The 23925-nt window shown below is 60.4% G+C and carries 29 protein-coding genes; 11 read left to right on the top strand and 18 right to left on the bottom strand.

Annotation, left to right across the window (positions count from 1 at the left end):
* Positions 1-22 precede the first annotated feature (22 nt).
* The 4 genes from ACZ1HH_RS14945 to ACZ1HH_RS14960 all read right to left on the bottom strand — a co-directional run bounded on the left by ACZ1HH_RS14945 (position 23) and on the right by ACZ1HH_RS14960 (position 2253).
* Positions 23-1054, bottom strand: coding sequence for a hypothetical protein (locus ACZ1HH_RS14945; RefSeq protein WP_487320489.1), 1032 nt, complete (start codon positions 1052-1054; stop codon positions 23-25).
* A 36-nt stretch (positions 1055-1090) separates the two neighbouring features.
* Positions 1091-1561, bottom strand: coding sequence for a transcription elongation factor GreA (gene greA, locus ACZ1HH_RS14950; protein ID WP_011537353.1), 471 nt, complete (start codon positions 1559-1561; stop codon positions 1091-1093).
* Between the two features lie 178 nt (positions 1562-1739).
* Positions 1740-1895 (bottom strand): hypothetical protein, encoded by a 156-nt coding sequence (locus ACZ1HH_RS14955; protein WP_472635200.1) that lies wholly within the window; start codon positions 1893-1895, stop codon positions 1740-1742.
* Positions 1873-2253: a VOC family protein gene (locus ACZ1HH_RS14960; protein ID WP_011537352.1), complete on the bottom strand. Its 381-nt coding sequence runs from the start codon at positions 2251-2253 to the stop codon at positions 1873-1875. The genes ACZ1HH_RS14955 and ACZ1HH_RS14960 overlap by 23 nt, the downstream gene beginning before the upstream one ends.
* 145 nt (positions 2254-2398) lie before the next feature.
* Here ACZ1HH_RS14960 and soxR point away from each other — a divergent pair, with 145 nt between their 5' ends.
* The 4 genes from soxR to ACZ1HH_RS14980 all read left to right on the top strand — a co-directional run bounded on the left by soxR (position 2399) and on the right by ACZ1HH_RS14980 (position 7393).
* A complete protein-coding gene (gene soxR, locus ACZ1HH_RS14965; protein ID WP_416370103.1) occupies positions 2399-2854 on the top strand; it encodes a redox-sensitive transcriptional activator SoxR in 456 nt (151 codons plus the stop codon).
* Between the two features lie 235 nt (positions 2855-3089).
* Positions 3090-4739, top strand: coding sequence for an electron transfer flavoprotein-ubiquinone oxidoreductase (locus ACZ1HH_RS14970; protein ID WP_472635202.1), 1650 nt, complete (start codon positions 3090-3092; stop codon positions 4737-4739).
* A 124-nt stretch (positions 4740-4863) separates the two neighbouring features.
* Positions 4864-6582: a tetratricopeptide repeat protein gene (locus ACZ1HH_RS14975; protein WP_416370105.1), complete on the top strand. Its 1719-nt coding sequence runs from the start codon at positions 4864-4866 to the stop codon at positions 6580-6582.
* Complete coding sequence (locus ACZ1HH_RS14980; RefSeq protein ID WP_472635203.1) at positions 6569-7393, top strand: 4-(cytidine 5'-diphospho)-2-C-methyl-D-erythritol kinase; 825 nt, start codon at positions 6569-6571, stop codon at positions 7391-7393. The genes ACZ1HH_RS14975 and ACZ1HH_RS14980 overlap by 14 nt, the downstream gene beginning before the upstream one ends.
* Before the next feature lie 61 nt (positions 7394-7454).
* Here the strand turns inward: ACZ1HH_RS14980 and ACZ1HH_RS14985 are convergent, their stop codons facing one another.
* Entirely contained in the window at positions 7455-8465 is a 1011-nt protein-coding gene (locus ACZ1HH_RS14985; RefSeq protein ID WP_472635620.1) for a polyprenyl synthetase family protein, read from the bottom strand.
* A 57-nt stretch (positions 8466-8522) separates the two neighbouring features.
* Between ACZ1HH_RS14985 and ACZ1HH_RS14990 the strand changes: the two genes are divergently transcribed.
* From ACZ1HH_RS14990 to ACZ1HH_RS15000, 3 genes are all read left to right on the top strand, one after another.
* Entirely contained in the window at positions 8523-8744 is a 222-nt protein-coding gene (locus ACZ1HH_RS14990; RefSeq protein ID WP_472635204.1) for a putative signal transducing protein, read from the top strand.
* The gene (locus ACZ1HH_RS14995; protein WP_472635205.1) at positions 8716-9525 is read left to right on the top strand and encodes a tRNA1(Val) (adenine(37)-N6)-methyltransferase; all 810 of its coding nucleotides are present in this window, start codon (positions 8716-8718) and stop codon (positions 9523-9525) included. The genes ACZ1HH_RS14990 and ACZ1HH_RS14995 overlap by 29 nt, the downstream gene beginning before the upstream one ends.
* Before the next feature lie 232 nt (positions 9526-9757).
* The gene (locus ACZ1HH_RS15000; protein WP_011537344.1) at positions 9758-9925 is read left to right on the top strand and encodes a YdcH family protein; all 168 of its coding nucleotides are present in this window, start codon (positions 9758-9760) and stop codon (positions 9923-9925) included.
* Positions 9926-10049: 124 nt separating this feature from the next.
* Here ACZ1HH_RS15000 and yddG read toward each other — a convergent pair whose 3' ends face one another.
* Together yddG and ACZ1HH_RS15010 are read right to left on the bottom strand one after the other, a co-directional pair.
* Positions 10050-10961 (bottom strand): aromatic amino acid exporter YddG, encoded by a 912-nt coding sequence (gene yddG / locus ACZ1HH_RS15005; protein WP_487320490.1) that lies wholly within the window; start codon positions 10959-10961, stop codon positions 10050-10052.
* A 6-nt stretch (positions 10962-10967) separates the two neighbouring features.
* Positions 10968-11906, bottom strand: coding sequence for a transcriptional regulator GcvA (locus ACZ1HH_RS15010; protein ID WP_011537342.1), 939 nt, complete (start codon positions 11904-11906; stop codon positions 10968-10970).
* A 112-nt stretch (positions 11907-12018) separates the two neighbouring features.
* Here ACZ1HH_RS15010 and ACZ1HH_RS15015 point away from each other — a divergent pair, with 112 nt between their 5' ends.
* Entirely contained in the window at positions 12019-12183 is a 165-nt protein-coding gene (locus tag ACZ1HH_RS15015; RefSeq protein ID WP_472635206.1) for a hypothetical protein, read from the top strand.
* Between the two features lie 84 nt (positions 12184-12267).
* On the opposite strand, the gene phbB is transcribed toward ACZ1HH_RS15015, so the two are convergent.
* The 4 genes from phbB to ACZ1HH_RS15035 form a co-directional block, all read right to left on the bottom strand.
* Positions 12268-12990: an acetoacetyl-CoA reductase gene (phbB, locus tag ACZ1HH_RS15020; RefSeq protein ID WP_011537341.1), complete on the bottom strand. Its 723-nt coding sequence runs from the start codon at positions 12988-12990 to the stop codon at positions 12268-12270.
* Between the two features lie 221 nt (positions 12991-13211).
* The gene (locus ACZ1HH_RS15025) at positions 13212-14387 is read right to left on the bottom strand and encodes an acetyl-CoA C-acetyltransferase (protein ID WP_168610840.1); all 1176 of its coding nucleotides are present in this window, start codon (positions 14385-14387) and stop codon (positions 13212-13214) included.
* 528 nt (positions 14388-14915) lie between these two features.
* Positions 14916-15755, bottom strand: a complete 840-nt coding sequence (locus ACZ1HH_RS15030; RefSeq protein WP_011537339.1) for an EAL domain-containing protein — start codon at positions 15753-15755, stop codon at positions 14916-14918.
* Between the two features lie 167 nt (positions 15756-15922).
* The gene (locus ACZ1HH_RS15035; RefSeq protein ID WP_168610045.1) at positions 15923-16486 is read right to left on the bottom strand and encodes a TlpA family protein disulfide reductase; all 564 of its coding nucleotides are present in this window, start codon (positions 16484-16486) and stop codon (positions 15923-15925) included.
* Positions 16487-16506: 20 nt separating this feature from the next.
* On the opposite strand from ACZ1HH_RS15035, the gene argH reads away from it, so the two are divergent.
* The 3 genes from argH to ACZ1HH_RS15050 are packed head-to-tail and all read left to right on the top strand — an operon-like array spanning position 16507 to position 18242.
* Positions 16507-17898, top strand: coding sequence for an argininosuccinate lyase (argH, locus tag ACZ1HH_RS15040; RefSeq protein WP_011537337.1), 1392 nt, complete (start codon positions 16507-16509; stop codon positions 17896-17898).
* Positions 17899-17922: 24 nt separating this feature from the next.
* Entirely contained in the window at positions 17923-18099 is a 177-nt protein-coding gene (locus tag ACZ1HH_RS15045; RefSeq protein WP_472635208.1) for a hypothetical protein, read from the top strand.
* Positions 18099-18242 carry a hypothetical protein gene (locus ACZ1HH_RS15050; protein ID WP_472635209.1) on the top strand — a complete coding sequence of 48 codons (144 nt, stop codon included), beginning with the start codon at positions 18099-18101 and terminating at the stop codon, positions 18240-18242. The genes ACZ1HH_RS15045 and ACZ1HH_RS15050 overlap by 1 nt, the downstream gene beginning before the upstream one ends.
* A 173-nt stretch (positions 18243-18415) precedes the next feature.
* Here ACZ1HH_RS15050 and ACZ1HH_RS15055 read toward each other — a convergent pair whose 3' ends face one another.
* The 7 genes from ACZ1HH_RS15055 to paaA all read right to left on the bottom strand — a co-directional run bounded on the left by ACZ1HH_RS15055 (position 18416) and on the right by paaA (position 23849).
* Entirely contained in the window at positions 18416-18871 is a 456-nt protein-coding gene (locus ACZ1HH_RS15055) for a universal stress protein (RefSeq protein ID WP_011537335.1), read from the bottom strand.
* Positions 18872-19028: 157 nt separating this feature from the next.
* Positions 19029-19892: a branched-chain amino acid aminotransferase gene (locus ACZ1HH_RS15060; protein ID WP_011537334.1), complete on the bottom strand. Its 864-nt coding sequence runs from the start codon at positions 19890-19892 to the stop codon at positions 19029-19031.
* 142 nt (positions 19893-20034) lie between these two features.
* The gene (locus ACZ1HH_RS15065) at positions 20035-21105 is read right to left on the bottom strand and encodes a 2Fe-2S iron-sulfur cluster-binding protein (RefSeq protein WP_472635210.1); all 1071 of its coding nucleotides are present in this window, start codon (positions 21103-21105) and stop codon (positions 20035-20037) included.
* A gap of 13 nt (positions 21106-21118) precedes the next feature.
* Positions 21119-21595: a 1,2-phenylacetyl-CoA epoxidase subunit PaaD gene (gene paaD, locus ACZ1HH_RS15070; RefSeq protein WP_487320491.1), complete on the bottom strand. Its 477-nt coding sequence runs from the start codon at positions 21593-21595 to the stop codon at positions 21119-21121.
* 127 nt (positions 21596-21722) lie between these two features.
* Complete coding sequence (gene paaC, locus ACZ1HH_RS15075) at positions 21723-22484, bottom strand: 1,2-phenylacetyl-CoA epoxidase subunit PaaC (protein WP_472635211.1); 762 nt, start codon at positions 22482-22484, stop codon at positions 21723-21725.
* Entirely contained in the window at positions 22484-22768 is a 285-nt protein-coding gene (gene paaB / locus ACZ1HH_RS15080) for a 1,2-phenylacetyl-CoA epoxidase subunit PaaB (protein ID WP_011537330.1), read from the bottom strand. Before paaB ends, paaC begins: the two co-directional genes overlap by 1 nt.
* An 88-nt stretch (positions 22769-22856) precedes the next feature.
* Positions 22857-23849, bottom strand: a complete 993-nt coding sequence (paaA, locus tag ACZ1HH_RS15085; RefSeq protein ID WP_168610051.1) for a 1,2-phenylacetyl-CoA epoxidase subunit PaaA — start codon at positions 23847-23849, stop codon at positions 22857-22859.
* Between the last annotated feature and the right edge of the window lie 76 nt (positions 23850-23925).

Genomic DNA, 23925 nt, shown 5'->3' on the forward strand with positions numbered 1-23925 from the left:
TCACGCGCACTACCCCAGCAGATCAGTCGAAGGTCCCGGCAACACGCCCCAACAGCATGAAAGCGCGGGCCGTGCGGGTGTCGCTCAGGGCGGAAATCTCCGCATCCGAAGCGTCTTGCTCAAAACGGGTGAAAATCTGATCGAACCGGCGCAAGAAGTGATGGGCGCTCTCGCGAAACAGCGGATCCTGTTTCATGCGCGCCGAGGAGAGCGCCAGCGACGAGCGATCCCGAACACCCCCAAGCGCCGCCACCGACCGGCCACGCGCACCATGGGCGAACTGACGCCAGACATCCGGGCGGGCGCGGTCAGGGCGCAGGTCATCCATATAGATGCCCTCTTGGCTCAGGAGCGTCAGCACATCCTGCGCGGCGCGGATCACCTGTGCTGCATGCCGATCCTTGAGCGCAAGGCGCAAAGAGACGAATCCCTCTTCATCTTCTGCCGAATCGGGAAAATTCAACGCGCGGATGAAGTGATCGTTGGAGAGCGGCGGCGAAATTTCCTCGGCGGAGGTGCCCAGTTCGAACGAGCCCTGCTCGGCCACGGCCTCCATCGCTTTGGATGGAATCGCAAGGCGTGTTGGCGTGGCGCGAGAGGACTGGAACGTGGCAAGCACGGTTTCCGTTTTGCGCGCGGTTTCGGCAATCTCGTCGAGCTTTTTGGCGACCGAAGGCTCTGACACCACCGCAGCGGCCTGCGTGTGGGCAAGATACATGTGCCGGAGGCTCGAAATCGCCGCATGCAGGCGCTCTGTTTCCTCGCGCATGATGCGGGCAGAGCGCAGAGCAATGGCCGCCACCAGCAGCATCAACACCGGCAGCATCACTGCCAGAATTCGCACGAGGGGGGCGTTCCATTCCGTCGACAGCGCCATGTCCGGCGCCAGGACGTAGACGGCCACCACGACCAGAGCCCACAAGACCCCAAGCACAAGAGCGATCGCTTCGGCGAGGCCGAGGGAAGGGCGCGAACCACTCTCAAGCTCAGGCAGTCTCAGATCAGACTGCCGCGGTGCCTTGGTCTGTTCGTTTGGACTGCGTTCACTGGTCATGCTTTGCCTGTCCGTCCCGCGCAGCGGCGTTTCTACTTAACCGTAAGTGATGTCCAAAATTTCGTAGGAGCGATCACCACCGGGCGTGCGCACTTCTACACTGTCGCCTTCTTCCTTGCCGATCAAGGCGCGTGCAATCGGAGATTTCACATTCAAAAGACCCGCTTCGATATTCGCCTCGTGTTCGCCAACGATCTGCCAGGTTTTCTCTTCATCGGTGTCTTCGTCGACCACGGTGACCTTGGCGCCGAATTTGATCGCACCGGAGAGCTTTGACGGATCGATAACATCGGCCAGAGACAAGACGCCCTCGAGCTCCTTGATGCGGCCTTCGATGAAGGACTGCTTCTCACGCGCAGAGTGATATTCTGCGTTTTCCGACAGATCGCCCAACTCGCGGGCTTCGGCGATGGCCTGAATGATCGCCGGGCGCTCCACGCTTTTGAGGTTCTTCAGTTCTGCTTCGAGGGCGTGAAAGCCCTGCGGCGTCATCGGGATCTTGTCCATGGTCTTGTCCGCTTTCGTGGTTCGTTCTTTTGTTGTCACATGCTCATGAACGCCGCCGCCCCGCCGCGAAGAGCAGCGGGGCGAGCCGTCGTGTTGGCAAATACCTGACCCAATCGCGGACGCAATTGCAAGGGGGGCGTCTCAGGTTGTGCAGGGTTTTGCTGTCGCGGACTTGGGTTTAACGCCCCTGCGAGGCACGTTCCGGCAGGGATGGTGGCAGGCGCGGCGCGCGCGCCCGGGGGCGCCAGTGGCGACCAAACAGACCATCGGTACCAAGCCCACGCGGGCCATAGGTCGCGAAAAACAGCGCATCAATCATATTGAACAAGCTCATATTCCACGCCCTCTTCGTCCTCAAAATAGAAGCGTCGGCCAGGTTCGTAATTTGCATGGCTTCTCGGGGTGTAACCTGCGTCTGAAACGGCTTGTTCCGCCGCGTCGAGGTCCGCAACCACCACCGCAAGATGGTTGAGCCCCCCCTTCGCGGAATACCGTGCGGGCGCCTCGCCGAGATCCTCAGGCGGGGCATAAAGCGCGAGATAGCTGTTATCCGAGCCCACATGCACGGAATAGCCCCCGCCAATGGCGGGACCCTGCCAGCGGATTCGCCAACCAAAGACTTTTTCCATCCAGGCGGCGGTCTTATGTGGATCGGTAACACAGATGTTTGCGTGTTCGAGCGTGGCTGACATCGCTGAGGCTCCTTCTTTTGTCTTGCCTCCTTCGGTGATAATTTCTAAACCTAACTTTAGCTCAAGGTGTTTTTTCAGAGCCGCGAGATTTTCCCGTAGTGCAGAAATCTCCTGTGCAACTCTCCCACCAGAAGAGGACCACCGCATGCCAGCATCACACGGATTGTCGATCGGGTACCTTGCGGAACGCACAGGCCTCGCGGTTTCGGCGATACGCTACTACGAAACACAAGGTCTCTTGGAGCCGTGGCGCAATGCGGGCGGACAGCGCCGCTTTCATCGCGCTGACATCCGGCGACTGAGCTTCATCCTGATTGCGCAGAAGTTTGGCTTCACCTTGCCCGAGATTCGTGAACAGCTGCAAAGCCTGCCCAATAAACGCACCCCCACCAAGGAAGACTGGTCACGCTTGTCGGAGGGGTTTCGCACCCACCTGGATGCGCGAATCGCGATGCTCGAGAAGCTGCGCGACGATCTCGACGGATGCATTGGCTGTGGTTGCCTGTCGCTGCCGACCTGCGCACTCTACAATGCTGACGACCGCGCCGCAAAAAATGGTCAGGGGCCCCGCTATCTGATGGGGGATCGGCCAAAAACTTGACACTCCTGTCGATAAACGCCGTTATTTGCGTCTTGGGTGACGAAAACCGGCGCGCGATACGGCATGTTTCGGGGTCTGTCAGAGAACCTACGTAGGGTATGGATTGACCTGTCCATGCTGCACCAGCTAAGCAACCGCGCAAGAATGTTGCGCCCGAATGACAGCGCACTCATGATGCGCCAACCAGCCAAGGACCAGATGCGCGGGTCCGCACGATAGCCAAGGAGCACCTCGAATGGCCGAGATTGAACGCGAAGCAATGGAATACGACGTTGTGATCGTCGGGGCCGGTCCCGCCGGTCTTTCGGCCGCGATCCGCCTGAAGCAACTGGATGCCGACCTTCAGGTTGTGGTTCTGGAGAAGGGCTCCGAAGTAGGAGCGCATATCCTGTCGGGCGCGGTGCTTGACCCCTGCGGCCTTGATGCCCTGATGCCTGACTGGAAAGACAAGGGCGCGCCGCTCAACGTGCCGGTCAAGGACGACAATTTCTACATGCTGGGCGAAGCGGGCGAAATCCGTATTCCAAACGCACCAATGCCGCCACTCATGAACAACCACGGCAACTACATCGTCTCCATGGGCAATGTCTGCCGCTGGATGGCGGAACAGGCCGAGGAACTGGGTGTTGAGATCTTTCCCGGCATGGCCTGCTCCGAACTGGTTTATGGCGACAACGGCGAGGTCAAAGGCGTGGTCGCGGGCGTCTTTGGTCTTGAGGAAGACGGCTCTTACGGCCCCAACACAGAGCCGGGCATGGAATTGCACGGCAAATACGTCTTCCTCTCCGAGGGCGTGCGCGGCTCGCTGTCGAAAGAAGTCATCGCCAAATACGGTCTCTCTGACGGCAAGGAGCCGCAGAAATACGGCGTCGGTATGAAAGAAATCTGGGAGATTGATCCCGCAAAGCACAAGGAAGGCTCTGTCACCCACACCATGGGCTGGCCGCTGAATTCCAACGCGGGCGGTGGCTCTTTCATCTATCACCTTGATAACAATCAGGTCTATGTCGGCTTTGTAGTTCACCTGAACTACAAGAACCCGCATCTCTATCCGTACATGGAGTTCCAGCGCTTCAAGCATCACCCGATGGTGGCGGAGCTTTTGAAAGGCGGCAAACGCGTCGCTTATGGCGCACGCGCAATCACCGAAGGCGGCTATCAGTCGATGCCGAAACTGACCTTCCCGGGCGGCGCGCTTCTGGGCTGTTCCGCGGGCATGGTCAACGTGCCGCGCATCAAGGGCAACCATAACGCGATGCTCTCGGGCAAAGCGGCCGCCGAAGCTGCCTTTGAGGCGATCAAGGCAGGCCGTCAGTCCGATGAGCTGACCGGCTACGAGGCAGACGTGCGCGACGGCCCCATCGGCAAGGATTTGAAGATGGTCCGCAACGTCAAACCGATGTGGTCCAAATGGGGTCTCACAGCGTCGCTCGCGCTGGGTGGTCTGGACATGTGGACCAACAACCTCTTTGGGCTGTCGCTGTTTGGCACGCTGGGGCATGGCAAGAATGACGCGGAGGCAACCGAGCCCGCGGAGAACCACAAATCCATCGACTATCCCAAGCCCGATGGCGTGCTGTCTTTTGACCGCCTGACCAACGTGTCCTTTGCGGCGACCAACCACGAAGAAAGCCAGCCCTGCCATCTGCGTCTGGGGAACAAGGACACGCCGATTTCGGTCAATCTGCCGAAATATGACGAACCTGCGCAGCGCTACTGCCCGGCAGGTGTTTATGAGGTCGTGGAAAAAGACGGTAAGCCAGAGTTTGTCGTGAACTTCCAGAACTGTGTCCATTGCAAGACCTGCGACATCAAGGACCCAAGCCAGAATATCACTTGGACCACGCCGCAGGGCGGTGACGGACCGAATTATCCCAACATGTAACAGCGGATTTGCAATCAGTGATCACTTTGATGGGGCGGCCTGCGGGTCGCCCCATTGCGCATCTCGGGACTGGCGTCTACGCTCCTGTTCAGATGTGTTGTGATCCTGCTGGGGAGGCCCATTCGTGCCCGTATCCTATCTCCGTTCTTTGACCTGCGCAGCCGCGCTTTTGCTGACCACCGGGCCGATGGCGGTGGCGGATGGGCTGGCGGGCGCGTATCTCGCTGGACGGGCCGCGACCTATGAAAGCGACTTTGCCGCCTCCGCCAAATATTACACGCGTGCATTGGTGCGCGATCCGCAGAACATCACCCTGATGGAGAACCTCGTTTATGCGCAGCTTGCGCTTGGAGAGGTCGAATCCGCGTTGCCGGTGGCAGAGCGGATGTGGCAGGCAGGTGTGAGCAGTCAGGTCGCCAATATCGTCATGGCAGGCAATCTTGCACTGCAGGAAAACTATGACGCCCTGCTTGCACGCGATTCCGAACAGTTTGAAATCAGCCCGCTGGTCGACGGGCTGCTGGATGCTTGGGCCTATATGGGCAAAGGCGCGGTCTCGCAGGCACTCGACCAGTTCGACACCGTGGCACAACAGGACGGGCTGCGCTTTTTTGCTTTGTACCACAAGGCCTTGGCGCTTGCATCGGTCGGAGATTACGAGGGCGCAGACCAACTGTTTGCCGCCAATGAGGGCCAGCTAGGCAGGTCCTCGCGCCGGGCTGCAATCGCGCGGATACAGGTCCTGTCACAACTCGGGCGCAACGATCAGGCGCTTGAGGTGCTGGTCGACAGCTTTGGCGAAGGCTTCGACCCTGCGCTTACGGAGTTTGCAGATCAACTCGCCATGGGAGAGACCTTACGGTTCTCGATTACGCCGACCGCACGCGATGGCATGGCAGAGGTGTTCTACAGCCTTGGTCAGGCGCTTTCGGGCGAGGCAGCGAGTGACTATGTGCTGATGTATGCACGCATGGCCGCAAAACTCAGCCCCGGCCATGTGGATGCCGTGCTTCTGAGCGCGGGGCTTCTGGATCAAATGGGCCGTTACGAACTGTCGATCGCCACCTACAAGCAGGTGCCGCGTGATCACCCTGATTTCCATGCTGCCGAGCTTGGTCGTGCCGAGGCGCTGCGGCGATCGGCCAATCCGCAGGCCGCCGCCGAAGTGCTGGAACAACTGGCGCGCGATTTCCCGCAGCATGTCGCGGTCTATATCGATCTGGGCGACCTTATGCGGCAGCAGGAAAACTATGCCGAAGCCGCAAAGGCCTATACCCGCGCGCTCGAACTGAGCCCCGATGAGACAACGAACCGCTGGTTCCTTTATTATGCGCGCGGCATCTGTAACGAACGTCTGAAGAACTGGGAGGCGGCCGAGGCGGATTTTCGCGCCGCGCTTGAGATCGACCCGGACCAGCCGCAGGTTCTGAACTACCTAGGCTACTCCCTTGTGGAGCGGCAGGAAAAATTGGACGAGGCACTTTCCATGATCGAGCGCGCCGTCGCTGCGCGCCCCGAGAGTGGCTATATCATCGACAGCCTTGGATGGGTTCTTTACCGGATGGGCCGCTATGACGAAGCCGTCGGTCATATGGAACGCGCAGTCGAGTTGATGCCCGTGGATCCGGTGGTGAACGATCACCTCGGGGATGTCTATTGGGCGGTTGGGCGCAAGCTGGAGGCCGAGTTCCAGTGGCGGCGCGCGCTTTCCTTTGTGGACCCTGAGGATAAGGACGCCGAGGCCAACCCGGATCGCATTCGCCGCAAGCTCGACGTTGGGCTTGATGTGGTCCTGGCCGAAGAAGGGGCAGAACCGCTTCAGGTTGCGAATGACGATCACTGAGGTTTTTGCGCCGGCCAAGGTCAACCTGTCGCTGCATGTGACGGGGCGCCGCGCGGATGGGTATCACCTGCTGGATAGTCTGGTTGCATTTGCAAGCATAGGCGACCGATTGCAGCTGTCCCAGGCTGAGGCGCTGTCGCTTACTGTTTCGGGGCTTTTTGCGGATGGGGTCCCGGAGGACTCGCGTAATCTGGTCTGGCGCGCCGCCGAAGGCGCGGATTGGCGCGGGCATATCGGACTTGAGAAATCTCTGCCTCATGGGGCGGGAATCGGCGGCGGATCTTCTGATGCGGGTGCTGTTTTGAACGCATTTCGCTCGCAGGGACACACTGTGCCAGAAGCCTTGGCCTTGTCGCTTGGGGCGGATGTTCCGGTCTGCATGCATGCCTCAGCCGCGCGGATGCGGGGGATCGGCGAAAAGATCACTCCGATCCCGCTGCCCAAACTGCCCGCGCTACTGGTGAATCCCGGCGTTGAAGTGCCCACGGGCGCGGTGTTTTCCGGGCTTGCGTCGCGTGAGAATGACCCTATGCCCGCGGAGGTCCCGCTTTTTGATGGTGTCGCGGATTGTGCGGGATGGCTCGGAGCGCAGCGCAACGATCTGGAACCCGCAGCGATCGCGGCGGCCCCCCAGATCGAGCGCGTTCTGAGTGACCTGCGTGCCTCTCGCGCTGCGCTTCTGGCCCGAATGTCGGGGTCCGGATCGACATGCTTTGCGATCTACCCGACTTTGAAGGCGGCGCATTTTGCAGCCTATGAGATCGGCGCAGAGCACCCAGAGTGGTGGTGTGTGGCAACCGAACTCAGCTGATTGCGCGCCTGATCCAAAGTCTGCTCCAAGGCGCCCGTGGGCGCAAACTGGCGCACAGGGGTCAGTTCAGACGGGATACAACGTAATCGGCGAGGTCAATCAGCAGTGTGCGGATCGGATGTTCGGGCAGGTCCGCCAGTGCAGATTTCGCCTTGTCCGCCCAGCCGATCGCATCGGCGCGGGTTGCCTCCAGTGTGGCGTATTTCGCCATCAGCGACAGAGCATGCTCAAGATCGCCCTCTTCCTGGCGGCCTTTGGCGATTGTGCGGTGCCAAAAGGCGCGCTCTTCGTCGCCGGCCTGCGCAATCGCCTTGATGACCGGCAGGGTCAGCTTGCGCTCGCGGAAATCGTCACCGACGTTTTTACCAGTCTTGGCTGTATCGCCTTGATAGTCCAGCAAATCATCCGCGATCTGGAAGGCGATACCTAGCGCGTCGCCATAATCAAACAGTGCCTTGACCTGCGCCTCGCTGGCCCCGGCAATCACGCCACCGACCTCTGTCGCTGCCGAAAACAGCGCCGCGGTCTTGCCACGCACAACCTGTAGGTAGATTTCTTCCGTGGTGCCCAGATCCGTTGCCGCGGTCATCTGAAGGACTTCGCCCTCGGCAATCGTGGCCGAGGCATTGGCGAGAATATCCAGCACGCGGAGTGACCCGGTATCGACCATGAGCTGGAAGCTGCGAGCAAAGAGATAGTCGCCCACCAGAACCGAACTCTTGTTGTCCCACAAAAGATTCGCCGTGGGCCGACCCCGGCGCTGCGCGCTCTCGTCGACCACATCGTCATGCAGGAGTGTCGCCGTATGGATGAACTCCACCGTAGCGGCGAGCTTCAGATGATGTTCTCCCGCATAGCCACACATCCGCGCCGCAGCCAAGGTCAGCATCGGGCGCAGACGTTTGCCGCCCGCCTCGACCAGATGGGCCGTGACCTCGGGAATCCGTGGCGCATGCTGAGACGCCATACGCTCGCGAATGAGAAGGTTTACCGCCTCCAGTTCCGGAGCCAGTGTCTCGGCCAGCAATTCATGAGGCTTTCCCTGCGGAGTCTTTGTCATCACCTGGTTCATCACATTCCCGACTGATAGGCTCGACAAGACCCCGGTCTTGCCCTTAGATCCATGGATATGAAGGAACTTTTGCGCAGCACTGACCCTACGGTTCTGGCCTTTGCCACCGCCCTTCTTAACGGAGAGGGTATAGACTGCTTTGAAATGGACGTAAATATGAGCGTGCTTGAAGGCGGCATCGGGATTTTCCCGCGCCGGCTTCTGGTGCACGCTGATGATCTCGAGGATGCTCAGGTGGTCATGCGCGACAATGATTTGCCGGTGTCGGACCGTGGCTGAGCCTCAGAGCTTTGCACAAGATGAGCTGAGCCAGGACGCGTTTTTGGGCGGCCAGATCAAGCTCTTGCAACCCAAGAGCGGGTATCGTGCGGGCGTTGATCCGGTGCTGTTGGCGGCCGCTGTCAACGCGAGATCCGGCGATTCTGTGCTGGAGCTGGGTTGTGGGGCAGGGCAGGCGTTCTTGTGTCTGGCGGCGCGGGTTTCGGGCCTCTCGATTGTCGGGGTGGAATTGCAACCTGCCTACGCCGAGCTTGCGCGCCGAAATGCCGCAGTCAACGCCGTTCCGGCAGAGGTCGTCGCAGCCGATCTGAGCAATCTGCCAGCCACATTGCGCCAACGGCGGTTTTCGCATGTGATCGCCAATCCGCCCTATTATCGCGCGGGCGCGCACAGCCAGGCCAAGGACCCAGGTCGCCGTACCGCGCTCGGCGAAGGCACGCCGCTTGAGCTCTGGTTCGATGTCGCCGCGCGCAGGCTTACCCCAAAGGGCTATTTGCACATGATCCAGCGGGTCGAACGTCTGCCGGACATGATTGCCGCAGCGCAAGGACGGCTTGGCTCACTCGAAGTGCTGCCGCTTTCACCACGTGTTGGGCGCGCAACCGAACTCGTAATTTTGAGGGCTCGCAAAGGCGGGCGCGCAGAGTTTCGACTGCACGCCCCTTTGGTCATGCATGAAGGCGTCGCCCATCACCGGGATGGCGAGGATTATAGTCCAGCGGTGCGCGCGGTTCTGCGCGAAGGTAGCGCGTTGCCCTGGCCCGACGTCGGACGCAACTGAGCGTTTTGGGCCACAAGGGCTCTGCGACGATTTGCGTTCCCTTTATGCTTTGGCGCCTGGGGATCAGAGGCGAGTTGCCGGTTTATCGGCCACAATCGGCGGGAAATGGCCAAAAGTTGCAAATTGTAGGAAAGAAACGTTCCGAATTGTGCGTATGCAGCGTGACAGCTTGAAAGAAGCATGCTCCAATCCCCATGTTGATGACATCAAGCTTTGTAGAAGGAGGAACGACATGAGCCTCAGCTCGCATCTGAACCAATTGAAGAAGAAGCACGAGCATCTGAGTTTTGAAGTCGAACAAGCGGAAAGATCTCCAGCTATTGACCGCATGCATGTGAAGTCCCTCAAGAAAGAGAAGCTGCGCCTGAAAGACGAGATTGAGCGTCTGTCGCCAGTCTGATCAAAGCAGCGTCGGCCCCTGCGCCGACGCGCCCTAGAGCGCACTGCAGTCTGCAGTGAGATCACGCGCAGAACCACAAGCCAAGGCTCCGCCAGATGCGGGGCCTTTCTTGTTCCAGCTGAGATTATCCGGCAGGCGGTGTCACGGTTTGCCCCTCGACGAGGGTGTGCGCAGGGGCCTTGGCAGAGGCACGCGCTGCCAGTACGGCGCCTGCCGTGATCAACACAGTCGCGAGTGCCAGTCCCCAGGTGGGGGCGGCGATTCCGGCGAGCACCAGAATCAACGTCGACAACAAGGGCGCCGCATAGGAGCTGGTTCCAAGCATCTGGATGTCCCCCTGCTTGACCCCGATGTCCCAAACGTAAAAGGCCAGCCCCACAGGACCTAAGCCCAACAACAGCGCCGAGGCCCACCCCAGCGAGTTCGCAGGCCAGATGGTGTCCTCAAGCAGAACATGCAATGCGCCAGAAGCAACGGCGCTCAAAAGGCAGAACACAGCCACCGATGACGTCGGCGCATCCCCAATGAGGCGAGATCCGACGGAGTAGCTGGACCAAAAGAGGGCGCAGAGCAGTGCAAGACCATAGCCCGGGAGATACTGCGCCTGAAAGCCGACACCGCCGCCGGTGATAATGCAGGCCGCTCCGGCAAACCCCAAAATTGCTCCTATGAAATGCCCCGCGCGCAACCGCTCTCCGGGTAGGAGGCCCGACAAGAGGACGATCAGCAAAGGCCAGAGATAGGCGATCAGGCCAGCCTCGGCCGCAGGCGCCGCGCGCAGGGCAGAAAAGTAGAGTGCGTGATAGCCAAAGACACCGATCGATCCGAAGGCATAGACCCTAAGCCGGACACGTCTGAGCTCTGCCCAGCTGCCCGTCATCTGCACCCAGATCAGGCCGATGATGCCGCCGATGGTGAAACAGATGGTGTTGAGAAGCAGGGGGGGCGTTGGGCTGGAACCGACCGTCAAGAGCGCCAGAAGCGCCCACAGAAGAACGGCAACAAATCCGACTGCAGTAGCGCGAGGACGAGTCATATCTGGCTAAAGATCCTTAACGGGGATAATCGTGAAGTCGTCCCACATATGCGCCGTTTTCTCAATCTCCGAAAAGAACCATTCGCGAAAAGCCCTGATCTGCGGGCGATCCTGCGAACTGGGCAAGCAGAGGAAATGAAACTTGGCATCTGTTTCGATCGCGACCTTGAAGGGCGCGACCAGGCGCCCCTCCTGTACATCCTTGATGATCATCGGGCGTCGCCCGAGCGCCACGCCGAGCCCGGCGCAGGCAGCGTCGATGGCGTGATCAGCGTGAGAAAAATGCGTGCCGTGACCGGGTGTGAACTCCAGCCCCATGGCGCGGAACCATGTTGGCCAATCACAAGATGGGCTGAGAAAACCGATGCTGTCATCATAGATGAGAGGCGCATCGCGCAGGCTCTGGGGGGTTGGGTACTTTGCGCATAGCTCCGGCGTCATCACAGGCGTCAGCCATTCAGGGCGCGCGGCTTGCGCCACAAGATAATCGTCAACGCTATAGCCAAATCGAATGGCCACATCGACGTGATCGCGCCGCAGGTCCACCATCTTGAGGCCTGCAGACAAGCGCAGGTCAATGTCCGGGTGGCTACGAGCAAACTCATAGAGCCGTGGCGCCAACCACTTTGCCGTCAGCGCTGGCCCTGCGGTCACGGTGAGCGACGTGGTATCGAGAACCCGCCGCGCTTGCCGCCACGCCGCGCTCAGGGCCTGAAACCCCTCATCCACGCCAGGCGCAAGCGCCGCACCTGCCTCTGTGAGCTCGACGGCGCGGTTGAGACGGCGAAAGAGCGGCGCGCCCAGATGCTCCTCCAGCGATTTGATCTGAAAAGACAGGGCCGCAGGCGTCACGCTGAGCTCGTCGGCGGCTTTTGCAAAAGACATATGTCTCGCGGCAGCGTCAAACGCGCGCAGAGCTGTGAGAGGGGGGAGTCGGTCTGACATTTGACACTCAAGAATAACTTAACTGAGCGTCGCAAAACTCTCGTTTGTCGTCAATGCTTCAAATGCGCATATTGAACCCACAACAGAGACGCTAAACCGAAAGGTGCTCAGGATGATTGAATATGCTGCAACAGCCGAAGTGAAACAGGGCATGGCCCGGGCCCACGAAGCGCGTGCGCAGGTCCTGCGTGATGCGCTCACATGGATGTTTTTCCGCCGTCGCGAGTCATCGCACGGCATCCGGATTTCCCGCTGGGCCTCAGCGCGCGCGAGCTGAAACCAGGCACTTACGGGATATGACAAGGGCCGGTTCGTGAAGAACCGGCCCTTTTTCATGCGCACTTCAATGTCGCGAGAGGTATTACACGAAGAACTGGCCGCCATTTGCGGAGATGGTCGAACCATTGATAAAGGACGCATCATCCGACGCCAGAAAGGCCACGCAGCGTGCGATTTCCTCGGGCTCACCAAGGCGACCGGTGGGGATCTGACCGATGATGGCGTCGCGCACTTTTTCAGGTACAGCCATGACCATTTCTGTCGCGATATAGCCCGGGCAAACCGCGTTCGCCGTGATCCCCTTGGCGGCGCCTTCTTGCGCAAGGGATTTGATAATGCCGAGGTCACCTGCCTTGGTGGCGGCATAGTTGACCTGTGCGAACTGGCCTTTTTGACCATTGATCGAGGAGATCACGATCACGCGGCCAAAGCCCCGTTCGCGCATCCCGGGCCAGACCGGGTGCACGGTGTTGAACACGCCAGTGAGGTTGGTGTCGATCACCTGTTGCCATTGTTCAGGTTGCATTTTGTGAAATGGCGCATCGCGGGTGATCCCCGCGTTGGCAACGACAATGTCGATCGGGCCAAGGTCGGCTTCGACTTGTGCGATCCCGGCCTTGCTGTCCTCATAGTCGGCCACGTTCCACTTGTAGGTCTTGATCCCGGTTTCTTCGGTAAACTGTGCTGCTGCGGCATCATTGCCGGCATAGGTCGCGGCGACCTGGCAGCCCTGCGCCTGAAGAGTCTTTGAAATAGCGGCGCCAATACCGCGTGATCCGCCGGTAACAAGGGCAATACGAGCCATGTGAGGAGTCCTCCAACTTCTTTACTTCACTTCGCAATCTTATTGCACACTGCGCAGTCGAGGGGCAATAAAATTTCGCAGCCAATTTGCACATGCAGAAAGCCGCCGTGCATCAGGCTGCGCCTACACTATGCTTTAGATTGTAACGGGGAAACGAAAAACAAAGGGGCGCCCGCGGACGCCCCAAAAAACTGCCTATTTTGCAAGCATCCTTGCACGTTTTACGGGCGCTCTACGCACATGGCGACGCCCATGCCCCCACCGATGCAGAGTGTCGCGAGGCCTTTCTTGGCGCCACGGCGTTTCATTTCAAACAGCAGGGTGTTCAGAACGCGGCACCCAGACGCGCCAATCGGGTGGCCGATTGCAATCGCGCCGCCGTTGACGTTCACGATTTCAGGGTTCCAGCCCATGTCCTTGTTCACTGCACAGGCCTGCGCGGCAAAGGCCTCGTTGGCTTCGACCAGATCCAGATCGTCCACGCTCCAACCCGCCTTGTCGAGTGCCTTGCGGGAGGCAAAGACCGGGCCGACACCCATGATCGACGGATCGAGGCCGGCGGTTGCGTAGGACGCGATGCGGGCAAGCGGCTCGATTCCGCGTTTTTCGGCTTCATCCGCGCTCATCAAGAGGGTCGCGGCCGCGCCATCATTCAGACCGGACGCGTTCGCCGCGGTGACCGAGCCATCGCGCGTGAAGGCGGGGCGCAGTTTCTGCATCGCCTCAATGGTTGCGCCGTGACGGATGTATTCATCCGCGTCCACGGTGATGTCGCCCTTGCGATGCTTCACCACAAAAGGCGCGATCTCATCGGCAAACTTGCCCGCTTTCTGGGCGGCTTCGGCTTTATTTTGAGAGGCAACCGCAAACTCGTCCTGCATGTCGCGCGAGATCTGCCATTGCTCTGCCACGTTCTCGGCGGTCTGACCCATGTGATAGCCGTTGAACGCGTCCCACAGCCCGTCGCGGATCATCGTGTCGATGTAGCTCATGTCACCCATCTTGTGACCGGCACGCAGGTTGGCAGCATGGGGGCTGAGAGTCATGTTTTCCTGACCACCTGCGGCAACGATGGAGGCGTCGCCCAGTTGGATGTGCTGCGCGCCAAGCGCAACAGCGCGCAGACCGGAGCCACAGACCTGGTTGATGCCCCAGGCGGCGGATTCTTTGGGCAGACCTGCATTGATATGGGCCTGCCGGGCGGGGTTCTGGCCCTGTGCCGCGGTCAGCACCTGGCCCAGGATGGTTTCCGAGACCTCGGATTTATCGATGCCTGCACGGGCCACAACCGCCTCGAGCACAGCGGCGCCCAGATCATGGGCCGGTGTGGTGGCGAAGGCGCCGCCAAAGCTGCCGACAGCGGTACGGGCTGCGGATGCAATTACTACGTTGGTCATTCGGTCAATCCTCTGCAATTTCTGCGGAAACGCCGACGCGGTGGGGCCTTTTTGCGTTACCCTGATCGCGCAACGTCTCCTCCCTTCCCTTCAGGCATAGCCCAACCGTGCACGTGCAGCAATGGTTTCGACTGTTCCACAGGGGTTAGGCGTCAGCGCGGCTAGAGAATTGATCGGATGTGAAAGGGCAGGACCGCAGGGGTGGGGGCGCACGGGGGCGCAGCCCTGGGAACAGGTTAGAGGTGAGGCTTACAATGGAAAGGTGCGCGCTTGAGACCAGAGGATAGTCCCGAACAAACGCTAACCCTCCACGATCGATAATGAGGCAGATGTAGGTCCAGTCAGGAACAAACGCGGTCGCGCCCTTTTGACGCGCGTGACCGTAAACGTTTCGGGAGCGGCCCGGACGGACCCAACGGGCTGCTTCATGCGCGGCTTTGGTTCAGGTTCACACCAATCACAGTTATGGCATCAGGGATGTCCAACTGCCGTTTAGATGCGGAACCTGTGCCGTGTCTATGGCAGCGCTCAGGCGCGGGCGCGCGAATCGTTTTCGTTCTGCCAGGGCGGTGAAATGGTTGGCGCGCCGTAGAGGAACCCCTGCAGGCAATCGACCCCGGCCTCGATAAGGAAGTCGGCATCCTCCTGCCGTTCAACCGACTCCGCCACGATGAACATGTCGAACTGCTTGGCAATGGCGATCAGCGCCTTGATGACCGCCTGATTGTCGTGACTGGCGTGAACCCCACGCACATATTGGCCATCGATCTTCACCGCATCAAAAAAGAAGTCACGGAAGTGGCCGATGGCAGTGGTGCCAGCCCCGAAGTTGTCGAGCGCAAAGGCAATGCCGTGCTGCTGCATCTGGTCCATAAAGTCGATCACGAGTTCGGGTGTCGCCATGGCAGAGGCTTCGGAAATTTCCAGCACCAGTCGCTCGCCCAGGAACTGATCGCGCTCAAGAAACCGTTCCAGAACCTTGTTCCACTGGCTGTAGCCGATAGAGCGGGCGGACATGTTGATCGAGAGGCGGATATTGGGATTGCGCTGCAGAACGCGCAGCCCTTGTTCAAGCGCAAGGCAGTCGAGTTTGCGCCCCAGTTCGCGATCCTCAATCACGCTCATGAATTCGCGCGCGGGGATGATGCGGCCGGTGGCGTCCATTACGCGGATGTAGCCCTCGTAAAAGGCGATCGCGTCGGGCGCGCGGCTTTGCACAACGGGCTGGTAGGCGAGGAGGGTTTGATCGTGTCGTACGGCCTCTGCCACCATATCCACAACATTGCGATCGCGCGCCACGATGGCGGCCGATAGCGGGTTTTCTGCCCCTTCCGGGATGTCGTTTTTCCAGAAATGCCGTTTCTTCACGTTCTCAGCCCCAACGGTTTGCGGTGCCCTTGCGCAAGGGAAGCCATCCGAGTTGTAAATTGAAGTCTACCGTCTCTCAAAAGAGTTGAGCAGGAATTAAAACGCGAATTTTAGTTACCCTCTGCAGGACCCTGGAACACAGGGTCCCGCCGATCGAGAGAGCAGCCTCAGGATCCCGCAACCAAGGCGCGAATGACCGCCCGCGCACTGTCGGAATTCCAGTCCGCTTCACCGCGCAGACGCGCAATCTCATTGCCTTGGGGGTCGAGGATCACGGTGATGGGCAGACCCAGTACCGTCATGTCGCGCGCCACGGCGCTCTTGGGGTCTTGGTGACGTGGCAGGTTGGTGACACCGATTTCGTCAAAGAATTTCTTGATCCCGGCCGGGTTGTTACGCCCCGTCGCCAAGGTCACGACCTCAAAGCTGTCGCCGCCAAATTCCTCCTGCAGCGCCGATAGCATCGGCATTTCCTTGCGGCAGGGCGGGCACCATGTGGCCCAGAAGTTCAGCAAGACATACTTGCCCTCATAGTCGGACAGATGCCCCTGACCGGCCTCATCCGCCAGCTCGAACGTCGCATCAGACGCCGGTTTTGCCTCGGTGTGAAAGACCAGTTTCTTCATGTCGCCCTCGCGCAGGGCTTCTACCGCGCTGAGGTCGGCACCGAAGGCGGCATTTGCACCGAGGGCAAGGGCCATATAAAGGGAAAGCTGACGAACAATACGCATAGTATCTCCAAGGTTGGGCCATGACAGACAAGACCTCGAACCAGATGTGGGGCGGCCGCTTTGCCGCCGGACCGGACGCGATCATGGAGGCAATTAATGCCTCTATCGGGTTCGACCAGCGCATGGCAGCGCAGGATATTGCTGGCTCTCGGGCTCATGCGGCGATGCTCGCCGCGACCGGTGTCATTACGGATAATGACGCCGAGGCGATCCGTGAAGGGTTGCTCACCGTTTTGTCAGAGATTGAAAGCGGCAGTTTTCAGTTCTCTACTGCGCTCGAAGACATTCACATGAATGTCGAAGCGCGCCTCAAAGAGATCATTGGCGAGCCTGCAGGTCGTCTGCATACAGGTCGCTCGCGCAACGACCAGGTCGCAACCGATTTCAAACTCTGGGTGCGCGACCAATTCGATGCCGCCGAAAAGGGTCTTCTCGCGCTGATCAAAGCGCTGGTCGATCAGGCCGAGGCTGGCGCGGATTGGGTGATGCCGGGCTTTACCCATCTGCAAACCGCGCAGCCGGTCACATGGGGGCATCACATGATGGCCTATGTGGAGATGTTTGGCCGCGACCTCAGCCGGGTGCGCGATGCGCGCAAGCGCATGAACGAGTCGCCCCTGGGTTCTGCGGCGCTGGCAGGGACTTCGTTCCCGATTGATCGCGAGATGACCGCCAAGGCGCTGGGGTTTGATCGCCCGACGGCCAATTCGCTCGATGCGGTGTCGGATCGTGACTTCGCGCTGGAGTTCCTCTCGGTTGCCTCCATCTGCGCCATGCATCTGTCGCGCTTTGCCGAAGAACTGGTGATCTGGTCCTCGGCGCAGTTCCGTTTTGTGACGCTTTCGGATCGCTTCTCCACCGGTTCCTCGATCATGCCGCAAAAGAAAAATCCAGACGCCGCCGAGCTGATCCGCGCCAAGGTGGGACGGATCTTTGGCGCCAACACGGCGCTGATGATGGTGATGAAGGGCCTGCCGCTGGCCTATTCCAAGGACATGCAGGAAGACAAAGAGCAGGTCTTTGACGCCGCCGATAACTGGATGCTCGCACTTGCTGCGATGGAAGGCATGGTGAAGGACATGACCGGCAACCGCGAAAGCCTGGCGGCCGCGGCGGGGTCCGGTTTCTCGACGGCCACCGATCTGGCGGACTGGATGGTGCGGGTCCTGAAAGTGCCGTTCCGGGATGCCCACCATGTGACCGGCGCGCTCGTCGCGATGGCCGAGGGCCGCGGCGTGGATCTGCCGGATCTGAGCCTTGAAGACATGAAGTCTGTGCATGAGGGCATCACCGAGGATATCTTTACCGTGTTGGGCGTGGAGAATTCGGTAAACTCGCGCATGTCTTACGGCGGCACCGCTCCCGCGCAGGTACGCGCGCAGGTGGCGCGTTGGAAAGAGATCTTGGGCTAACCCCCTGAGACAAGGAGAGATAACATGACCCGCGTTCTGATGTGTTTGGGTGTAGCGGCGCTGCTTGCAGCATGCGGTGCGGATGGGGAGCCGGTGCGTCCGAGCCTCAATGCGGGTCTTGGGATTTCCGGCAGCGGCGTGCATGTCGGCGGCGCAATCGGGGTCCGGAAAGGTCCCGTAAGCGTGAGCGTTGGCCTGTGATGCGCGCAGCGTTGTTCCTGTGCCTGATGGGGATCTTCGGCTGCGACTACAGTGGCGCCCCTCTCAAGGAGCCGGTCGAGCCGACAGACCCCGGCATTCATATCTCTGGTGAGGCTCGTGTCGGGGTGGTCTGGGGCGACTGAACCAGCCGTGTTTGGTCCACCGTGTTTGGGTCGTGTCCTGATAGGCAATCGATCGATTTATTCTCTCAAGACCGGCCGCGCGGTGATGCCACCCACCAGGGCGCAATGGCACGACTGCACATAGCTGTCTTCAGGGCCGCGCCACGAGCGGGTCCAAAGCGAGCAAGCCCTGCTCAGGTGATTGCTTCAAGCCGCTCTTTCGACATATCGCCAGGCACAATTGTGATCGGAAACGGCAGCGTGCCTGCCGTCCGGGTCAGTTGTGTCACGATCGGGCCGGGGCCCTTGCGATCGCTGGCCGCGCCCAGCACCAGAACACCCACCTCGGGATCCGCTTCGATCTGGGCGAGGATTTCGGGAACCGTATCGCCTTCGCGGATCACCAGTTCCGGGTCCACGCCCTGCCGGTCGCGCATCCATTTCGCGAAGACCTCAAAATGCGCATGAATCCGTTCGCGCGCCTCTTCACGCATGACTTCACCGACCCCGATCCAGTGATTGAATTCATCCGGCGGGATCACCGACAGGATGACGACGCCACCGCCAGTATTGGCGGCGCGCATCGCGGCAAAGCGCATCGCATTCAGGCATTCTCGGCTGTCGTCCAACACGACAAGAAACTTGCGCATCTAAACCTCTGCTGACTTCTTCATGTCATATTGGCGGATGCAACCACCCCGCGCAATAGAACTCGCACGCCGCGATGCCCCAAAGATCCGCAGCGCTTCAGCACGGGATGGATGTACTTGGCCAGAGGTCTGGGATGAGGCGAGAGATTGCGCCGTTTCAGGCCCCGGATTTCGCCCAATCCCAGTAGAGCTCGCGCACACGGCGAGTGACTGGGCCGTGTTGATAGCTCACATCGTCAAAAGCGGTGACCGGTGTGACCTTGGACATGTTGCCGGACATAAAGACCTCATCCGCAGTCTCAAAATGGGCATAACTCAGCACCGCCTCATGTACGGTGATCCCATCTGCGCGCATGTTCTCGATGTGGCGCGCGCGGGTGATCCCCGCCAGAAAGGTGCCATTTGCAATCGGGGTAAAGACTTCGCCATCCTTCACCATGAAGATATTGGCGGTGGCGGTTTCGGCCACATTCCCCATCACATCGCAGGTGAGCGTATTGGTGAAGCCCTTGGCGCGTGCCTCGCGTAACATGCGGGCATTGTTGGGATAGAGACAGCCGGCCTTGGCATTGACCACCGAAGATTCCAACACCGGGCGGCGAAACTGGGTGCGGGTCAGCGTGGCAGACGCGCTCTCTGCTGCCATCGGAATTTCTTCGAGGCTGATGGCAAATTGGGTCGCCTCGGGCGCCGGCGCGATCAGGGTCTGGTCCCCATCAGTCGCCCAGTACATCGGGCGGATATAGACCGCGCTATCGGGGGAGAATCCTTTCAGACCCTCGCGCACAATCTCGACCATCTCGTCGGCAGGCACGGTGGCCGCCATCATCAGCGCCTCTGCAGAGGCATTGGCCCGCGCGCAATGTTTATCAAGATCCGGGCTCACCCCATCAAACCAGCGCGCGCCGTCAAAAATGGAAGAGCCGAGCCACGCGGCGTGATCGGCGGCGGACATGATCGGCACATCGCCGTCATGCCACTGGCCGTTGAAATAAGTACGAATGGTCTTGCCGACAGCCATAGGGGAACCTCGGATCTTGGAATGTCTTAGGTGATCTGTCGGGACGTTAGGGCGCGTGCCACAGGAGGTCCAGCCGAAAGGCCAAATCGACACATTTCGCAGGGCCTGCCCCCCCCCCCCCGATCTGGCGGGGTCTATCAGATTACTCGTCGTAGCTCACCACAAGGGTGTCGCTCAGCGGGTAGGCCTGGCAGGAGAGCACGAAGCCTTTGGCCACTTCGTCATCCTCAAGCGCATGGTTCGCGGCCATTTCGACCTCGCCCTCGATGACGCGGCAGCGGCAAGTGGAACACACGCCTGCCCGACAGGACCAAGGCGCGTCCATCGCATTTTCCAGAGCGGCTTCCAGAACGCTGGTATTGCGATCCAGGGTGACAGAGCGCGTGGCCCCATCCAGCGTGATCGCCGCCGTGACCGGGGCGCTGGCTGCTGCATCACCACTTGTGGCCTTCTTTGCAGCCCGCCCCGGCTGATTGGACGCGAAGAGCTCGAACTTGATCTGCTCATCCGAGAGCCCTGCCGTGCGCAGGGCTTCGGCTATGCCGAGCATCATCGGTTCGGGTCCACAGATAAACGCCGTGTCGACGCTCTGGATCGGAATCCAGCGCTCAAACAGCTCGGCGCATTTCTCCTGCGTCACCAGACCGGTGAAGAGATCGACCTCTTGCGCGTCGGCCTCCAGCACATGGATCACCGACAGGCGCCCCATGTAGCGGTTCTTCAGATCCTCGATTTCCTCGCGGAACATGATCGAGTTGATGCCCTTATTGGCGTAGACCAGCGTGAAACAAGACTGAGGCTCTGCCTGCAGGGTGGTCTTCAGGATCGACAGCACCGGCGTGATGCCAGAGCCCCCGGCAAAGCCGAGATAGTGTTTCTCGGCGGCGGCATCGAGATCGGTGAAAAACCGCCCCTGCGGCGGCATCGCTTCGACCGTGTCACCGACCTTGAGGTCCGTATTGGCCCAGGTGGAAAAAGCCCCGCCATCCACGCGCTTGATGCCTACCTGCAGGATGCCTTCGTCCTTGCCTGCACAGATCGAATAGCTGCGGCGCAGCTCGGTGCCGTCAAAATCGCGGCGAAACGTCAGGTATTGGCCTTGGGTAAAGTCGAACTCCGCAGCCGCACCATTGAGGGGCTTCAGCGTGACCACAACCGCGTCGCGGATGGTTTTCTTGATGTCGGTGACTTCGAGAGGGTGAAAGCGGGCCATGGAGCGAGCCTCCTCAGATACACTTGAAATAGTCGAATGGCTCAAGGCAGCTGGTACAGCGCCAATGGGCCTTGCAAGGGGTGGAGCCAAACTGGCTCACGCGGGTCACATCCGGGCTGCCGCAGCGCGGGCAATGATCGGGACCACCGGCAGGGGAGGGGGGGGCAATCCCGTATTCCTCGAGCCGCGCGCGTCCCTTGTCCGAGAGCCAGTCGGTGGTCCAGGGTGGCGAGATTTGTGTTTTGATCTCAACGTGTTCGATCCCATGCGCCGCCAGCGCAGTCTCCACGTCCAGGCGAATGATCGACGTCGCCGGGCAGCCCGAATAGGTCGGCGTCAGCGTGACGATGAGGCGATCGTCACCCCATTCAACATTGCGCACGATCCCAAGATCGACGAGCGAGATCACCGGGATTTCCGGATCGGGCACCGCGTCGAGCCATTCCCAGATCCGCGCGAGGGCGGGTTGGTTGGATTGCGTGTCGGTCACGATGAACCTCCGGTCCGGCCGATAGGCCGGGCCACGCCCGTCCCGCCCCCCACGGGGCGGGCGTTCCCCGCCCACCCCGCCGGGCCGGACGTGGCCCTCTGGGCAAAAGGAAAGCGCAGCAAAAACATTACCACGTCGCGCCCGGATAGGCGCGCTGCATCCACTGCATTGTGGTCAGCAGATGCCCAAGGTGTTCGGTGTGCATCTTGCCATCGCGTCCCCCACCACGGGCGCGGCGCGCCTCGGGCAGTGTCAGCGTCGCTTCGCCCAGAACGCGGGCGAGGGTGTCATCGTAGTCCTTGCGCAAACTCGCAGGATCCGGCGCGATGCCGGCCTCGACCAGCGCTGCATCGACCGCGTCACTTAGGAACATTTCACCCACATAGGGGTAAAGGTAATCAAGCGCCGCCTGCATTCTGGCGTGGCTTTCCTCGGTTCCGTCGCCAAGGCCTACCACCGTCTCGGCCGAGCGTTCGAGATGGTAGGTCGCTTCTTTGACAGATTTGGCAGCAATCGCGGCGACGCGCGCATCAGAGGACCCAGTCAGTGCGCGCAGTTGCAGCACATGCCAGGCATCAAACAGGAACTGGCGCATCAAGGTTTGGCCAAAGTCGCCGTTTGGCATCTCGACCAGCAGCAGATTGCGAAAATCCCAGGCGTCGCGCAGGAAGGCCAGATCATCTGCGGTCTTGCCCTCGCCCTGCACTTCAGCCGCGAGGCCGAGCCACATCTGGGTCTGGCCGATGAGATCGAGCGCGGTGTTGGCAAGCGCGATATCCTCTTCGAGAACAGGCGCATGACCGCACCATTCGCTGACGCGATGGCCGAGGATCAGGGTGTTGTCCCCCATCCGCAAGAGGAATTCATAAAAGGCAGCGTCGTGCGACATCACATCGCCCCCACGTCTTCGGGAATGTCGTAAAACGATGGGTGACGGTAGACCTTGCTCTCGGAGGGTTCGTAAAGCGGACCCTTCTCGGAAGGCGAGGAGGCCGTGATCTGCGCCGCCTCGACCACCCAGATCGACACGCCTTCATTGCGGCGGGTGTAGACGTCGCGGGCGTTCTTGATCGCCATTTCAGCGTCCGGCGCATGCAGGCTGCCGACGTGACGGTGGCTGAGGCCGTGCTGGCCGCGGATGAAGATTTCCCAGAGGGGCCATTCGGTTTTCATGTTTGGTCCTTTCGGTGCTGAGGCAGGGCACGCCCGGGGCTGCAGGCGCGCGGCGCTGCCGCAGGGAATGTCAAAACGAAGCGGGCGCTTACTCCGCCGCCATCTTGCGGGCGCGTTTCTTTTCGGCGTGGGCCATCAGACCCTCGCGCACCCATTTGCCGTCGTCCCAGGCCTTGTTGCGCGCGGCCAAACGGTCGGTGTTACAGGGGCCGTTGCCTTTGATGACCTCAAAGAACTCTTCCCAATCGGGCTCGGAAAAGTCGTAGCCGCCCTTTTCCTCGTTCCATTTGAGGTTCTCGTCCGGCACCGTCAGGCCGAGGTATTCCGCCTGTGGCACGGTCTGATCGACGAACTTTTGGCGCAGCTCGTCATTGGTGTTCATCTTGATTTTCCACGCCATCGACTGCGCGGAATGCACCGAGTCTTTGTCCGAGGGGCCGAACATCATCAGCGCCGGATACCAGAAGCGGTTGAGCGCATCCTGAGCCATCGCTTTTTGCTGCGGCGTGCCCTGCGCCATCTTCATCATGATGTCAAAGCCCTGACGCTGATGAAAACTCTCTTCCTTGCACACCCGGATCATCGCACGCGAATAGGGGCCAAAGGAGGTGCGCTGCAGCGGCACCTGGTTCATGATCGCCGCGCCATCCACGAGCCAGCCGACAGCACCCATATCGGCCCATGTCAGCGTCGGATAGTTGAAGATCGACGAATACTTCATCCGCCCGTCCAAGAGCATCTCGGTCATCTCGTCACGGCTGACGCCCAGCGTTTCAGCGGCACAGTAGAGATAGAGCCCGTGGCCCGCCTCGTCTTGTACTTTGGCCAGCAGGATCGCCTTGCGTTCCAGCGTTGGTGCGCGGGTGATCCAGTTGCCCTCGGGCAGCTGGCCGACAATCTCGGAATGCGCGTGCTGGCCGATCTGGCGGATCAGCGTCTTGCGATAGCCCTCGGGCATCCAGTCTTTCGGCTCGATCTTTTCGCCCGCATCGATACGGGCCTGAAACGCGCGCTCTTCGGCGCTCATTTCCTCGGTAGATTTAACTCCCGTGCCGGTCGATTTGACCATCTGCGCGTACATGGCTGGCTCCTCCGGTGCTGGCCCAATCTTCGGCCCGTGTGACGTGGTGTGTAACCTAGCGCGCCTCAACTTGGTC

This window comes from Epibacterium sp. HA2-3, from assembly GCF_055693725.2.

Coding starts and splice junctions, on each gene's coding strand:
- ACZ1HH_RS14945 (WP_487320489.1), bottom strand. CDS start 1,054: ATGACCAGTGAACGCAGTCCAAACGAACAGACCAAGGCACCGCGGCAG.
- greA (WP_011537353.1), bottom strand. CDS start 1,561: ATGGACAAGATCCCGATGACGCCGCAGGGCTTTCACGCCCTCGAAGCA.
- ACZ1HH_RS14955 (WP_472635200.1), bottom strand. CDS start 1,895: ATGAGCTTGTTCAATATGATTGATGCGCTGTTTTTCGCGACCTATGGC.
- ACZ1HH_RS14960 (WP_011537352.1), bottom strand. CDS start 2,253: ATGTCAGCCACGCTCGAACACGCAAACATCTGTGTTACCGATCCACAT.
- soxR (WP_416370103.1), top strand. CDS start 2,399: ATGCCAGCATCACACGGATTGTCGATCGGGTACCTTGCGGAACGCACA.
- ACZ1HH_RS14970 (WP_472635202.1), top strand. CDS start 3,090: ATGGCCGAGATTGAACGCGAAGCAATGGAATACGACGTTGTGATCGTC.
- ACZ1HH_RS14980 (WP_472635203.1), top strand. CDS start 6,569: ATGACGATCACTGAGGTTTTTGCGCCGGCCAAGGTCAACCTGTCGCTG.
- ACZ1HH_RS14985 (WP_472635620.1), bottom strand. CDS start 8,465: ATGAACCAGGTGATGACAAAGACTCCGCAGGGAAAGCCTCATGAATTG.
- ACZ1HH_RS14990 (WP_472635204.1), top strand. CDS start 8,523: ATGAAGGAACTTTTGCGCAGCACTGACCCTACGGTTCTGGCCTTTGCC.
- ACZ1HH_RS14995 (WP_472635205.1), top strand. CDS start 8,716: ATGATTTGCCGGTGTCGGACCGTGGCTGAGCCTCAGAGCTTTGCACAA.
- ACZ1HH_RS15000 (WP_011537344.1), top strand. CDS start 9,758: ATGAGCCTCAGCTCGCATCTGAACCAATTGAAGAAGAAGCACGAGCAT.
- yddG (WP_487320490.1), bottom strand. CDS start 10,961: ATGACTCGTCCTCGCGCTACTGCAGTCGGATTTGTTGCCGTTCTTCTG.
- ACZ1HH_RS15010 (WP_011537342.1), bottom strand. CDS start 11,906: ATGTCAGACCGACTCCCCCCTCTCACAGCTCTGCGCGCGTTTGACGCT.
- ACZ1HH_RS15015 (WP_472635206.1), top strand. CDS start 12,019: ATGATTGAATATGCTGCAACAGCCGAAGTGAAACAGGGCATGGCCCGG.
- phbB (WP_011537341.1), bottom strand. CDS start 12,990: ATGGCTCGTATTGCCCTTGTTACCGGCGGATCACGCGGTATTGGCGCC.
- ACZ1HH_RS15025 (WP_168610840.1), bottom strand. CDS start 14,387: ATGACCAACGTAGTAATTGCATCCGCAGCCCGTACCGCTGTCGGCAGC.
- ACZ1HH_RS15035 (WP_168610045.1), bottom strand. CDS start 16,486: ATGCGTATTGTTCGTCAGCTTTCCCTTTATATGGCCCTTGCCCTCGGT.
- argH (WP_011537337.1), top strand. CDS start 16,507: ATGACAGACAAGACCTCGAACCAGATGTGGGGCGGCCGCTTTGCCGCC.
- ACZ1HH_RS15045 (WP_472635208.1), top strand. CDS start 17,923: ATGACCCGCGTTCTGATGTGTTTGGGTGTAGCGGCGCTGCTTGCAGCA.
- ACZ1HH_RS15050 (WP_472635209.1), top strand. CDS start 18,099: ATGCGCGCAGCGTTGTTCCTGTGCCTGATGGGGATCTTCGGCTGCGAC.
- ACZ1HH_RS15055 (WP_011537335.1), bottom strand. CDS start 18,871: ATGCGCAAGTTTCTTGTCGTGTTGGACGACAGCCGAGAATGCCTGAAT.
- ACZ1HH_RS15060 (WP_011537334.1), bottom strand. CDS start 19,892: ATGGCTGTCGGCAAGACCATTCGTACTTATTTCAACGGCCAGTGGCAT.
- ACZ1HH_RS15065 (WP_472635210.1), bottom strand. CDS start 21,105: ATGGCCCGCTTTCACCCTCTCGAAGTCACCGACATCAAGAAAACCATC.
- paaC (WP_472635211.1), bottom strand. CDS start 22,484: ATGTCGCACGACGCTGCCTTTTATGAATTCCTCTTGCGGATGGGGGAC.
- paaB (WP_011537330.1), bottom strand. CDS start 22,768: ATGAAAACCGAATGGCCCCTCTGGGAAATCTTCATCCGCGGCCAGCAC.
- paaA (WP_168610051.1), bottom strand. CDS start 23,849: ATGTACGCGCAGATGGTCAAATCGACCGGCACGGGAGTTAAATCTACC.